Source organism: Hydrocoleum sp. CS-953 (assembly GCF_002260545.1).
Lineage (GTDB): Bacteria > Cyanobacteriota > Cyanobacteriia > Cyanobacteriales > Microcoleaceae > Trichodesmium.
Genome location: NZ_LGSU01001454.1, coordinates 1 through 13,974 on the forward strand (window position 1 = coordinate 1; position 13,974 = coordinate 13,974).

Annotated in this window: 9 protein-coding genes; 8 read left to right on the plus strand and 1 reads right to left on the minus strand. The window is 38.4% G+C overall.

All coding sequences use genetic code 11. The features are described 5' to 3' along the window. Positions 1 to 498 precede the first annotated feature (498 nt). From AFK68_RS30810 to AFK68_RS30855, 8 genes are all read left to right on the plus strand, one after another. Positions 499 to 1,023: a hypothetical protein gene (locus AFK68_RS30810; protein WP_143438463.1), complete on the plus strand. Its 525-nt coding sequence runs from the start codon at positions 499 to 501 to the stop codon at positions 1,021 to 1,023. A gap of 256 nt (positions 1,024 to 1,279) precedes the next feature. Continuing rightward, positions 1,280 to 3,415: a hypothetical protein gene (locus AFK68_RS30815; protein ID WP_143438464.1), complete on the plus strand. Its 2,136-nt coding sequence runs from the start codon at positions 1,280 to 1,282 to the stop codon at positions 3,413 to 3,415. Positions 3,416 to 3,869: 454 nt separating this feature from the next. Further along, positions 3,870 to 4,565 carry an aldehyde oxygenase (deformylating) gene (locus AFK68_RS30820; protein WP_094677823.1) on the plus strand — a complete coding sequence of 232 codons (696 nt, stop codon included), beginning with the start codon at positions 3,870 to 3,872 and terminating at the stop codon, positions 4,563 to 4,565. A 355-nt stretch (positions 4,566 to 4,920) separates the two neighbouring features. Next, positions 4,921 to 5,940: a long-chain acyl-[acyl-carrier-protein] reductase gene (locus AFK68_RS30825; RefSeq protein WP_094677825.1), complete on the plus strand. Its 1,020-nt coding sequence runs from the start codon at positions 4,921 to 4,923 to the stop codon at positions 5,938 to 5,940. Between the two features lie 1,549 nt (positions 5,941 to 7,489). Beyond that, positions 7,490 to 7,845 (plus strand): mechanosensitive ion channel family protein (locus tag AFK68_RS47090; RefSeq protein ID WP_371357632.1); only part of this gene is annotated, 356 nt, incomplete at its 3' end. A gap of 11 nt (positions 7,846 to 7,856) precedes the next feature. Next, positions 7,857 to 8,338 (plus strand): mechanosensitive ion channel family protein (locus tag AFK68_RS47095; protein ID WP_371357633.1); only part of this gene is annotated, 482 nt, incomplete at its 3' end. A gap of 1,582 nt (positions 8,339 to 9,920) precedes the next feature. After that, positions 9,921 to 10,669 (plus strand): mechanosensitive ion channel family protein (locus AFK68_RS47100; RefSeq protein ID WP_371357634.1); only part of this gene is annotated, 749 nt, incomplete at its 3' end. 384 nt (positions 10,670 to 11,053) lie between these two features. Next, positions 11,054 to 12,280, plus strand: a complete 1,227-nt coding sequence (locus tag AFK68_RS30855; RefSeq protein WP_094677837.1) for an RNA-guided endonuclease TnpB family protein — start codon at positions 11,054 to 11,056, stop codon at positions 12,278 to 12,280. Between the two features lie 199 nt (positions 12,281 to 12,479). On the opposite strand, the gene AFK68_RS30860 is transcribed toward AFK68_RS30855, so the two are convergent. After that, the gene (locus AFK68_RS30860) at positions 12,480 to 13,781 is read right to left on the minus strand and encodes a glutamate-5-semialdehyde dehydrogenase (RefSeq protein ID WP_094677839.1); all 1,302 of its coding nucleotides are present in this window, start codon (positions 13,779 to 13,781) and stop codon (positions 12,480 to 12,482) included. Positions 13,782 to 13,974 lie beyond the last annotated feature (193 nt).

The window sequence follows — 13,974 nt, forward strand, 5'->3', positions numbered from 1 at the left end:
CTCCCCACCCACCCATCTCTCTCTCGGAAAAGGGTTTTAGGAATTCCTTATAGAAGCCCTAAGCGTATCTCCAGAAAATAGGTTCTGGTGGAGAATTAATTGATAAAAAATGGGTAAGAATTAATTTGATGATGGGATGAGTGGGAGATATCTAATACACCCCATCTCCCCATCTCTCCCCACTCCCGTACGGACGTTGCATGCAACGTCCCTACCCCCACTCCCCTACTCTCAATCTCTAATTTTAAATAGATCCCTTCAGGGGTTCTATAAGAGATAGCCTTTCATGTGGGGGGAACAAAAGGGCGGGTGGAGAACGGGGGTTTTCAAGCAAGGTTGAGATAAGTGGTTGCAAATATGCTCAAAATAGTGTATACCTAGAAACCGCATATAATTAAAGTTAATTTAATTATATAAAAGCTTGTTTGTAGGCTGAATCAACCGGAAAGTAATGAGAGTTTAATATATTCGTTGCTTGCTGCTCAGGATAAAGCATATATGAATGAAAAGCACAAAAAAATAGGCCATAGCCGAATAACCCGTCAGATAAAGTCAATAGACCAAAAACAATGGCAATTACCTGAACGTCGGAAAAACCGCGAACAAAGACTGCAAGAACTTAGAGGAAATGGCAGTCAAATAAAGACCTACAAATCTCCAGCAAAATACTCCAATCAGGAGAAACATTCAGTTTCCACTATAAAAAAAACTGAGCCAAAAAAACCAAAACCTGCAAACAACCTAGGGTCTATTTACAGTTTATTGTGGATAGGACTACTGGTAATAGTTCCCGCTGGAGCAGGTATAACAGCTATGTCAGCTTTGTTTAAGTTACCCTCTCAGGCAGATTGTGAATCAACTTACTGGCGTACTGCATCCGCTAGTAAACGCCTTTATTGTGCCCAGTTGTTAGCTACTTCCGCAACTGTGGACAATTTACTTGAAGCAATTAATCTCGTAGATGTTTTATCAAATGACCATCCAATGCGTCCACACCCCCACTCCCCTACTCTCAATCTCTAATTTTAAATAGATCCCTTCAGGGGTTCTATAAGAGATAGCCTTTCATGTGGGGGGAACAAAAGGGCGGGTGGAGAACGGGGGTTTTCAAGCAAGGTTGAGATAAGTGGTTGCAAATATGCTCAAAATAGTGTATACCTAGAAACCGCATATAATTAAAGTTAATTTAATTATATAAAAGCTTGTTTGTAGGCTGAATCAACCGGAAAGTAATGAGAGTTTAATATATTCGTTGCTTGCTGCTCAGGATAAAGCATATATGAATGAAAAGCACAAAAAAATAGGCCATAGCCGAATAACCCGTCAGATAAAGTCAATAGACCAAAAACAATGGCAATTACCTGAACGTCGGAAAAACCGCGAACAAAGACTGCAAGAACTTAGAGGAAATGGCAGTCAAATAAAGACCTACAAATCTCCAGCAAAATACTCCAATCAGGAGAAACATTCAGTTTCCACTATAAAAAAAACTGAGCCAAAAAAACCAAAACCTGCAAACAACCTAGGGTCTATTTACAGTTTATTGTGGATAGGACTACTGGTAATAGTTCCCGCTGGAGCAGGTATAACAGCTATGTCAGCTTTGTTTAAGTTACCCTCTCAGGCAGATTGTGAATCAACTTACTGGCGTACTGCATCCGCTAGTAAACGCCTTTATTGTGCCCAGTTGTTAGCTACTTCCGCAACTGTGGACAATTTACTTGAAGCAATTAATCTCGTAGATGTTTTATCAAATGACCATCCAATGCGTCCACAAATAGATGATTATATAGAAAGGTGGTCGAAAAAAATATTGTCGTTGGGAGACTTGGCTTTTCAAGATGGAAAATTAGAAGAAGCAATTACTATTGCGCAGAAAGTCCCCCAGAAACTGTCAGGTGATCCACTGGTAGAAAAACAGATTCAAGACTGGGAAAAAACTTGGAATCAAGCTGAAGCAAATTATAAGCAGACTCAAGAACATTTGCGCAAAGAAGAATGGAATCAAGCTTCCATGGAAGCCTCTCGTTTACTGTCAGTGCCAAATGTCCACTGGGGAACCAAAAAATACCAGGAACTAATTAACGATATTAAAAGAACTCGGAAAGAAGGTTCTAAATTAAACGAAGCACGAAATATTGGAGAACAAGGTGGACTAGATAATCTGACAAATGCTATTACACAAATTCAAGAAATTGAACAAAAGAGCTATCTCTATCAGACAGCCGAAAAGTTAACAGTTAATTTGGGAAAACAAATAATAGACATAGCTTTAATCGAATTAAATGAAGGAAATTGGCAAAAGGCACTTGATGTAGTCAATAAAGTTCCGAAAAATGATGCCCTACAGGAAAATGTAAAAGATATAGAGCTATTAGCTCGTGCCCATTCTCCAGCTAACTTAGGTTCAATAGCAGGACTAGAAGATGCTATTGCTCAAGTTCAAAAACTCAAAGCTGAACGACCTTTTTACAGCAAAGCTCAACAGTTAATCAGTCTTTGGCAACAAGAAATAGCAGATGTCACCATTATTGAAGAAGGAAAAAAACTAGCCCAACCTAGAGGAATTAGCGATTTAAAAGCAGCGATCGCCAAATTACAGAGTATTCCTCCCTATAACCCTCGGGGGGAAGAAGCCACTACTTTGATAGAAGCTTGGAGTAGACAACTACAGCAACAAGAAGATCGGCCTTTTTTGGATAAAGCCGAAAAATTAGCAAGCTTTGGTGATATAACTTCTTTACAAGCTGCAATTGATGAAGCAAGTCAGATTGGTCGGGGTAGAACTCTGTATCAGGAAGCTCAAAAGAAAATTAATAGGTGGACAGAAAAACTTCAACGTTCTCAAGACCAACCAATTCTTGATAATGCACAACTTCTAGCATTGTCAGGCGATATAGAACAGGCAATTGCCACAGCACGCTCAATTCAACCAGGTAGAATTCTATACAATCAGGCTAGAGCGAAAATTCAGGAATGGCAATCTCAACAAGAGGCCAAAAGAAATTTAGAGAATGCTCGTCAAGCAGCAGTAGCAGCTACAGCAGATGCTTATGCTACAGCAATTACTTTAGCACAGCAAGTACCAACTTCTAGTTCTAGGCAATTAGAGGCTTCCCAATTGATTAATCAATGGAGCCAACAAATATTGTCGATCGCTATGGATGTAGTTAACCGAGATGTGGCACAAGCAATCTCAATTGCGAGGAAAATTCCGAGAAATAGTCTTGCCTATAATTCAGCCCAGAGTCAAATTAGTATTTGGCAAAATTGGCTCACCCCTAACCAACCTCTAGATTATCAGACTCTACCTTCAGATCAATCTCAGCAGTTGAGAGAAAAAAATTCAAGTAATCTTACAGATGAGAGAGGCAAACCTTTGGTATCTACACCCAAATTTATCAATAATAACTAGAGTCAAGGGTGTCAACTAAGTCAGAAGTCAGAAGTTGTTTTTGTCATGGATTTTGACCAACCCTTCAAAAACATCTCACCTTTTAAGGCAGGATTTTGGAAGCAATTATTTGGATAATTATTGGCCATTGCTAAATCGCCACAATACATGGCCTCAAAACCCAGAGATAATCAAAGTCCTAATAACTAATCAAACTAAAGCTTAACTATTTGACGATCGGAAAAAGGTCAATAAATTGATATATAATATTTTAGGTAAAATTACCAAAACCTAAACTAAAATTTATAGAAATGGAGATTGGTGCAAAAGTTGGCCTTTAATTTAAGATAAATTATGGCTATACTAACCAATTATTCCAGAAAGTAGGTACAGTAAACTATAAGCTAAGTTAAGATTAATCAAATATTTTCTTTGCCTTTCTAAATCTATTTTTTGATGAGGAGATAACTAACGTATGCTACAAGTTGAAGAAAAAAATACTATAAACTTTGAAACCGAAACTTACAAGGATGCCTATAGCCGAATCAACGCAATTGTGATTGAAGGAGAGCAAGAGGCTTACGAAAACTATATTAAACTAGCCGAAATGCTTCCAGAACAAAAGGATGAGCTGATTAAGCTATCAAAAATGGAAAATCGTCACAAAAAAGGCTTTCAAGCTTGTGGCAATAATCTGAAAGTGACACCTGATATGGAGTTTGCCAAAAAGTTCTTTGAGCCACTACATGAAAATTTCCAAACAGCAGCAGCTAAAGGGAATGTGGTAACTTGCCTGTTAATTCAATCTCTAATTATTGAATGCTTTGCGATCGCAGCATACAACATTTATATTCCTGTTGCTGACCCTTTTGCTCGTAAAATTACTGAAGGTGTGGTTAAAGATGAATATAGTCATCTCAACTTTGGTGAAGTATGGCTAGAAAAACATTTTGCAGATTCTAAAGCAGAACTACAACAAGCAAATCGCCAAAACTTACCTCTAGTATGGAAAATGCTTAACCAGGTAGAAAAAGATGCTAAAACCCTGGAAATGCAAAAAGAAGCATTAATTGAAGATTTTATGATTGCTTATGGTGAAGCTTTGAACAATATTGGCTTTACTACTGGAGAAATTATGCGGATGTCAGCTTATGGTCTGGTTGCCGCATAGTTAATTTTAATCAACTAGCTATCTAGCTATCAGCCTAAAAATTTGTGTATAGATAATGATATCTGAAAGCTTGGGTTTAACCCCGAATTCTAGGTTATCGTTTAAATTTTAGGAGGGGTAAAACATTCCCTTTTCGTTCCGGAATAATCCGAAACGGGCAAAACTCAGTGCTGATTGCTAAACTGTTGAACGCTTTTTAATGTGGAAATTAGGATGGGGAATGAGTAATGGCATAACATTTGACAAAAAATTTTTTCATAATGAAAATAATACTTGCCAATGTACAATTCCCCACTTAATTTTTATATACCATCAGCAATAACTAACCCACTAATAATCAAAACTTACAATTTTAATGTTTGGTCTAATTGGTCATCTAACTAGCTTAGAACACGCCCAATCTGTAGCAAGAGATTTAGGATATCCAGAATATGCAGATCAAGGTCTTGACTTCTGGTGTAGCGCTCCACCTCAGATAGTAGATACAATCAAAGTAACAAGTATCACAGGTCAGAAAATTGAAGGCAAATATGTAGAATCTTGTTTTCTACCAGAAATGCTAGCTTCTAGCCGAATCAAAGCAGCTACACGCAAAATACAGAATGCCATGGCCCATGCTCAAAAGAATGGTATTGACATAACTGCTTTGGGTGGATTTTCATCAATTATTTTTGAGAATTTCAGTTTAGAGAAGTTTAAGCAAATTCGTAATATTACATTGGAATTTAAACGTTTCACGACTGGCAATACCCACACAGCTTATATTATATGTAAGCAAGTAGAACAAGGGGCGGAAAAATTAGGAATTGATTTATCAAAAGCAACAGTAGCAGTCTGTGGCGCAACTGGAGATATTGGTAGTGCCGTATGTCGTTGGTTGAATACTAAGACGGAAATAGAAGAATTATTATTGATAGCTCGTAAGCAAGAGCCACTAAAAAATCTGCAAGCAGAATTAGGGCGAGGCAAAATTCTAGAATTAAATGAAGCTTTACCTCTAGCTGATATTATCGTTTGGGTTGCTAGTATGCCCAAAGGTGTACAAATCGATTCAAATATGTTAAAGAAACCCTGTTTATTAATTGATGGGGGTTATCCGAAAAACATGGCTACTAAGGTTCAGCAAGAAGGAATCTATGTTCTCAATGGTGGAATTGTAGAACATTCTCTTGATATTGACTGGAAAATTATGAATATTGTCAATATGGAAGTGCCAGGTCGTCAGTTATTTGCTTGTTTTGCTGAGTCAATGCTACTGGAATTTGAAAAGCTATATACTAATTTTTCTTGGGGACGGAATTTAATTACTGTAGAAAAAATGGAGCTAATTGGAAAGTTATCTGTTAAGCATGGATTTAAACCTTTAATGCTTTGAAAAATAGATAAGAAACATGGCAGTTAGAAATGTTGGATTTGTTCTGAGAAATTAGATCCATTAAGTAGAGTCTGCTAAAAAAGTTTTTGGTTGCCACAGACAAAAGGCAATAATATTTTGGTGTCAAACTTTTTATGGTATAAGTTCAAGGAGTAGATTACTTTAAGAAAGCGGTTTAGCTTATTTATTGGACTTGATCGATAAAATTAATTGTCTTCAAAAACCTGATATTAATTGTAGAGGTTGTAAATTCACAGAGTCAACCCATAATTAGTTCAAGGTTATAAAGATAGTTTTTCCTGTGTGAAAATTCTAAATTAGGCTGGACTGAGAATAAACCTTTGATTTAACTGTGAGGTTATGAAACTCAAGTTCCGATTAGTAAAAATATTCTTTTTAGCACTACTAACTTTACTTGTACTCCAAAATTCTTTAATCGCAAATCCTGTAGCCAAGACTTTTCTTCCTCTAGCACCTCCAGATACTTCTAGCCCCAAAGGAACTATCAGTAGCTTTGTGGAAAATATTAATGAATCTTACCAAACATTGATGGTAGCTTACGAGCAATATCAAGAGGAACCAGGACTTTTTCCTTCAGGCTATGTTCGTGAAAGAGCTAGAGAGGCTGAAATTCTGTTCCAGCGGGCTGAACGTTGTTTGAATCTTAGCGATATACCTTCTCGTCTAAAACAGGATAAGGGGTTAGAAGCAACTCTGATGCTGAAGGCAATTTTTGACCGAATTGTAATACCAACTTACGATATAATTCCCGATCTAGAATATGTTAGTGCCGATCCGAAATTTTCTAAATGGACTATTCCTAATACAGAAATCGACATTGTTAAAGTTAATAAGGGAGTAAATGCAGGAGAATTTCTCTTCTCTCCTGAGACAGTTGCTCGCATCGAGGAATTCTACAAAAAGGTTGAAGCTCTTCCTTATAAACCAGGGGCTATGGGAGGATTTTATCAATTCTATATTTCTACTCCAGGCAGTCTATTGCCGCCCAAATGGCTGCAATTACCAAGGTGGTTAGATGTAGTTTATGGGGATCAGACCTTATGGCAGTGGATAGGTTTAGTCATTGGTATGTCGATTGGTTTTTGGGTTCCCTACAAAATATTTCAGTGGGTCTTGCAGAGAAATTATACCCTTGCTCCTCCACGTCAGACCTGGGAACTTCTGACTCTTCCCTTAATAACTATTGTTAGTTTGGTAGCGGTCAGTAATTTCCTTGATGAGGGAATCAATATTACTGGAAATCTACTACTGGTTATCTTAACTACCCTAGAAATCATCTTTTGGATGATGGTAGCCTCAACAATCTTTCTGTTTGGCAATGCTATAGCAGAGACTCTTGTTATTTCTCCCAAAATTAACGATGGTGGTATAAATGCCAGTATGATCAGGATAGTCTCTCGCCTATTGAGTTTGACCGTTGGTACAGGTATCATAATTATAGGAATTGAGCGCGTAGNTGTTTGGCAATGCTATAGCAGAGACTCTTGTTATTTCTCCCAAAATTAACGATGGTGGTATAAATGCCAGTATGATCAGGATAGTCTCTCGCCTATTGAGTTTGACCGTTGGTACAGGTATCATAATTATAGGAATTGAGCGCGTAGGGATTTCTCTAATTCCAATAATAGCAGGTCTGGGAATTGGAGGTTTGGCGATAGCACTAGCAGCCCAATCAAGCGTAGAAAACTTGATTGCTGGACTGATTTTGTTAATCGATCGACCAGTTAGAGTAGGGGAGTATTGTCGCTTTGGGGAGGGAGAAGGAACTGTAATAAGTATTGGTTTCCGCTCAACCCGAATTCTTTCGGTAGAGGGGGATATCATTTCTATACCTAATGCTAAATTCTCACAGTTATCATTGCTTAATGAGAGCAGACGCAATCGNCGTAGAAAACTTGATTGCTGGACTGATTTTGTTAATCGATCGACCAGTTAGAGTAGGGGAGTATTGTCGCTTTGGGGAGGGAGAAGGAACTGTAATAAGTATTGGTTTCCGCTCAACCCGAATTCTTTCGGTAGAGGGGGATATCATTTCTATACCTAATGCTAAATTCTCACAGTTATCATTGCTTAATGAGAGCAGACGCAATCGCTTTCTCTTAAAGCAGACAGTCAGGTTAAGCTATGAGACAACCCCTGAACAAATAAAGTTTATATTAGCAAGATTGCGAGAATTGATACTCGCTTATCCCAAGGTTGCTAAGGATGAATTGGAAATCAGATTTATAAAATACGGTGATTATTCTCTTGATGTAGAAATTTTGGCCTATGTAGATACAGCTAAAGAAGATGAGTTTAAGGAAATTCAGGAACATGTATTGTTACAAGTCAAAGATGTTGTTCATACAGCAGGGGCAAATTTTGCTTATTTTATCATNTACGGTGATTATTCTCTTGATGTAGAAATTTTGGCCTATGTAGATACAGCTAAAGAAGATGAGTTTAAGGAAATTCAGGAACATGTATTGTTACAAGTCAAAGATGTTGTTCATACAGCAGGGGCAAATTTTGCTTATTTTATCATAAATCCGATTTAAGTAGTCGTGCTTTTAGGAATTTCCTAGTTGAGAGAGGGAACAGGGAATAGGGAGAAATAGGAGAAATAATTGAAAATTTAGGCGTTGGTGAATCATTGTATGATTTTTAGGAGTTAGGAGTCAGGAGTCGTAGGGGCGTTTCATGTCGCTCCGCGAAACGGCCGTTAGCTTCGCATAACTATCGTTAACGCCCGTACAGNAGAAATAGGAGAAATAATTGAAAATTTAGGCGTTGGTGAATCATTGTATGATTTTTAGGAGTTAGGAGTCAGGAGTCGTAGGGGCGTTTCATGTCGCTCCGCGAAACGGCCGTTAGCTTCGCATAACTATCGTTAACGCCCGTACAGGAGTTAGGAGTTAGGAGTTAGGAGTTAGGAGTTAAAATAGCTTTTTTCCTTACTATTAATGTTACGACCATAAGAATTTCATACCTTATTTCACCAATACCAAAATTTATAAACCATACTATTTAACTGTCAGCTTATGAGACTTAGGTGGCGATCGCTGAAAATAGTTTTTTTAGGACTACTCATCTTAATCTTACTTCCAACTTTTACTATAGCAGCTCCCGTGGTTGAGCATCCCCTGGCTCCTCCCGATACCTCTAGCCCCCAGGCAACCCTGAGAAGCTTTATCGAGAATGCCAACAAAGCCCATCAAATACTAATGGCATCTTACAAACAACATTTGCAAGAGCCAGGGTTTTTCCTCTCGGACTCAGTTGGTCAGCAAAGGAAACAAATGCACATTTTTGCCAAGCGGGCCAAGGACTGTTTGGATCTAAGTAAGGTTCCGGTAGCCCTAAGATCGGATGCTGCAAGCGAAAGAGCGCTGCTGCTGAAAGAGATTCTAGACCGAATTCAACTGCCTCCTTATGCAGAGATTCCCGATGCAGAAGCAGTTGCTGCCGAGGAGTTGTCTACCTGGAGGCTTCCCAATACAGAAATCGACATCACTAAAGTTGAGTCAGGACCCAGAAGTGGTGAATTTCTCTTCTCTTCTCAGACGGTAGCTCACCTGGAAAGATTCTACCAGGTAGTTAAAGAATTACCCTACAAACCTGGTTCTACAGAAGGATTTTACGAATTCTATATGACTAGCCCCGGCGACCTATTTCCCTCCAAATGGTTGGAAAGTATACCGAGTTGGTTACAGACTTATTATTGGGGTCAGACCCTATGGCAATGGATGAGTTTGGGAATTTTCTTGCCGATCGCTTTCTGGATTGCCTACATCAGTTTTAGATGGAAATTTCAGAGGCTAAGTCTTCTCAAGCCTCCACAACGAACCTGGGAAATACTTCTGTCTCCTTTGATAGCGATGGTAACTTTCTCCATAATTGGCTATTTACTAGATGATGTAGTCAATCTAACCGGATATGTACTTCTGATTATTATAACTACCCTGGGAATCCTTTTCTGGATGGTACTAGGGTTAGGAATCTTTCTCTTGGGCAACGCTTTAGCAGAGACTATTATTGCGTCCCCGAAGATTAATCCTCAGAGTTTAGATGCTAGCTTAATTCGGACAGTTTTCCGACTGTTAGGTTTGAGCGCTGGTACGATTACCCTAATCCTGGGAATTGAGCGTGTGGGGATTTCGATTATTCCAATTATAGCGGGTGTGGGAATCGGTGGTCTGGCCTTGGCTTTGGCAGCTAGACCAACATTAGAAAACCTGATTGCCGGACTGATATTAATAGCAGATCGACCAGTGAAGGTGGGTGAGTATTGTCGCTTCGGAGATGAAGAAGGAACTATACTAGAGATTGGCCTGCGCTCAACACGAATTCTCTCAATCAATGGTGATTTAATTTCCATACCTAATTCTCAATTCTCAGAGCTGAAATTAGCCAATAAGAGCAGACGCGATCGCATTCTTTTACGACACACTATTGGGCTACGTTACGAGACAACCTCTGACCAATTGCGATTTGTACTGGCAAAATTTCGGGAAATGATTCTAGCCCACCCGAAGCTTCTTGAGGAGGGAGCGCGAGTTAGGTTAATCAAATATAATGATTATTCCCGTGATGTGGAAATTTTCGTTTATGTAGATACAGGTAAATTACCAGAGTTTCTAGCAATTCAGGAGGATGTGCTATTGCGAGTTGATGATATTGTTGAGTCATCAGGAACAGGCTTTGCTTTTCCCTCCCAGACGAATTATATNAGCCCACCCGAAGCTTCTTGAGGAGGGAGCGCGAGTTAGGTTAATCAAATATAATGATTATTCCCGTGATGTGGAAATTTTCGTTTATGTAGATACAGGTAAATTACCAGAGTTTCTAGCAATTCAGGAGGATGTGCTATTGCGAGTTGATGATATTGTTGAGTCATCAGGAACAGGCTTTGCTTTTCCCTCCCAGACGAATTATATTTCTCAAGATAGCGGACTCGATCCTGAGAGAAGTCGCGCTGCTGAGGCTGAGGTTAAGCTTTGGCGTTCAAAGGGTGATTAACTGTTGAATGAAAATTGTATAAAGTAGTTGCTATTTGTGGAAAAGTGTGTTAATATTAAACAGGTAACTAAAGCTATTGAAATAATTCAGGTGAATGAGACTTGTTGACAGACATATTATTAACCGAACACATCAGTATTGGGCTTGGTGTGATCAGTTAGCCTTTAGGTCAAAAAACTTGTATAATTTGGCTAATTATTACTGTCGTCAGAATTTTTTCTTTACTGGTCATAGTCTGGATTTAACTAAACTTTACCATGCAACTAAAGATAGTGATGCCTATAGAGCTTTACCAACCAAGGTATCAAAACAAATAATCAAATGCTTGGTTGCCACTTGGCGTGGTTATTTTCAGGCAATCATTGAATGGTCAAAACATCCAGGGAAGTTTTTAGGTAAACCCAAAATACCAAAGTATAAAAATAAAACTCAAGGTAGGAATGTAGTTATATATTCAAAGGAATCAGTCTATAAAGCTCCTCTCAAAGATGGTATTTGTCACTTATCTATGAGTGATATCAAAATACCTGTAGTTGTGGATACTGTAATCGTTGTGAGGATAGTACCTGCTACTGCCTGCTATATAATTGAGGTAGTCTATGAAAAAACGAATCAGCCACCAATAGACTCAACATATGTAGCAGGAATTGACTTAGGGATTGACAGATTAGTTGCTCTATCTACAAATAAGCCTGGTGTCAAACCACTGCTGATTAATGGGAAGCCACTAAAAAGCGTCAATCAACTATATAACAAGCGAAAAGCTAAGTACCAAAGTGTGATCAAAGGCCAGAAAAAAACTAGCCGTAAGATTGAAGCGTTAACCTATAACCGAAATCGTTTTGTCGAGAATTATCTACATAACACCAGTAAATTAGTGGTTAATTATTTAGTGACTAATAATATTGGTACTGTAGTAATTGGAAAAAATGATAACTGGAAACAGGGTGCAAACATCGGTAAAAAAAACAATCAAAACTTTACCCAAATACCGCACTCTAAGCTAATTCAACAGATAACTTATAAATGTCAACTGGTTGGTATCAAAGTCATTGAAACTGAAGAAAGTTACACCAGTAAAACTTCTTCACTTGATTTAGAATTGCCCAGGCGCCATGAGAATTATGTGGGAAAACGAGTCAAACGCGGTTTGTTTAGAAGTGGAACAGGTAAAGTGATTAATGCCGATATCAACGGCAGTCTCCAAATAATTAGAAAGAAATTCCCAGGGGCATTTACTGCCGTTTGCGTAGCATTCCGGAGGATGGGAATAGTGAGCTGTGCCGTACAGCCTATATTGGTTAATCCAATATCAAGATAAAAGCTGTTACGATTTTCTACAGTTTTTTTCGTACGGTATTCTTCCTTTTCCTAACTTATCTACTGAACAGCGCGATCGACTTCGTGATACTCTAGATTTTCCACCAGAAGGTTCACCAAATTGTCCTCCAGTTTCAAGTCAAGGGAATAACAGCAAGGAGGATGAGGTGATATCTGACAAAAATTAAATACAGCAAAAATCAAAGTTGCAAATTCCGGTGAGTAAATGGTTGAGCATTTTCACCAGAATAAGTGGCAGCAATATGACCATCACCTACAACTTGATATTTATAAGTGACTAATCCTTCTAAACCTACGGGGCCTCTTGGTGGCATTTTCTGAGTACTAATTCCTACCTCGGCACCAAAACCATAACGGAAACCATCAGAAAATCGAGTTGAGCAGTTATGGAATACACCTGCTGCATCTATTTGGGCGAGGAATGTTTCTGCTGTTTTGCTGTCTTCAGTTATAATAGCGTCTGTGTGTTTAGAACCATAAGTATTGATGTGAGCGATCGCTTCTTCTAAACTATTTACTACTTTAACAGACAAGATTAGATCGCTATATTCTGTTGCCCAGTCTACATCTGTCGCCACCTTTATTGACGGCAATATTTGTTGAGTAGCTGTATCACCGCGTAACTCAACTTGACGTTTTTCTAATTCTGCGAAAACTTCTGGAAGAAACTTGGCAGCAACATCAGCATGTACTAACAAAGTTTCGGCAGCATTACAAGCAGCAGGATATTGAGTTTTGGCATCCACAGTAATTGCTACTGCTTTTTGAATATCTGCAAATTTATCGACATAGACATGACAAATTCCTTCAGCATGACCTAAAACAGGAATTTGAGTATTTTCTTGCACAAATTTCACAAAAGAATTAGAACCTCTGGGAATAATTAAATCGACGTATTCATCTAACTTGAGTAACTCCAGAGTTTCTTCGCGGGTAGTTAATAATTGTACTGCATCAGGGTTAACAGAAGTTGTGGATAAACCTTGGCGAATTGCTGTAACTAATTCTTGACATGAATTTGTTGCTTCTTTACCCCCTTTGAGAATGACACCATTTCCTGATTTAATTGCCAAAGCAGAAATTTGAATAACAGCATCTGGACGAGCTTCAAATACCACACCAACAACACCGAGCGGACAAGTAATACGCTTAAGAATTAATCCTGCATCCAGTTCGCGATGTATTTGTATCATACCCACAGGATCGGGAAGAGTAGCAACATTGCGTAAACCTGCGATCGCGCTTTTTAGTTTAGCCTCATCCATTTTCAACCTATTATATAGGGGTTTAGCAATTCCATCAGTTTCAGCTATCTTGCAGTCAAGTTGGTTTGCTGTAATAATTTTTGGTGCTGCTTTTTCTAATGCTTGGGCAACTGCTTCAATAGCTTGATTTTTGACTTCTGTAGATAAAACTGCTGATTTTTGTGCTGCTTGGCGGGTAGTTTTGGCTATTTCAATCAAAGAAACTTCTGTAATCATTTTACTTTAGGCAAAATTTCAGGAATTATTTTCTCATCGTATCATTTTTTTCTAATTATTATTAATTATATTTTCTGCTTGGGTTTTTACCGAAAAATCAAGGTATAAAGCCTCTCCTTTCAAGGAGAAACAAGAAAAAATTTTCCTTTTATTCAATCCTCTTCCTTTGAGGGAGAGGTAATTATCAATTATT

Excerpts from the sequence above, each read along its gene's own strand:
- AFK68_RS30810 (WP_143438463.1), top strand. The coding sequence starts at position 499 with ATGAATGAAAAGCACAAAAAAATAGGCCATAGCCGAATAACCCGTCAG.
- AFK68_RS30815 (WP_143438464.1), top strand. The coding sequence starts at position 1,280 with ATGAATGAAAAGCACAAAAAAATAGGCCATAGCCGAATAACCCGTCAG.
- AFK68_RS30820 (WP_094677823.1), top strand. The coding sequence starts at position 3,870 with ATGCTACAAGTTGAAGAAAAAAATACTATAAACTTTGAAACCGAAACT.
- AFK68_RS30825 (WP_094677825.1), top strand. The coding sequence starts at position 4,921 with ATGTTTGGTCTAATTGGTCATCTAACTAGCTTAGAACACGCCCAATCT.
- AFK68_RS30855 (WP_094677837.1), top strand. The coding sequence starts at position 11,054 with ATGAGACTTGTTGACAGACATATTATTAACCGAACACATCAGTATTGG.
- AFK68_RS30860 (WP_094677839.1), bottom strand. The coding sequence starts at position 13,781 with ATGATTACAGAAGTTTCTTTGATTGAAATAGCCAAAACTACCCGCCAA.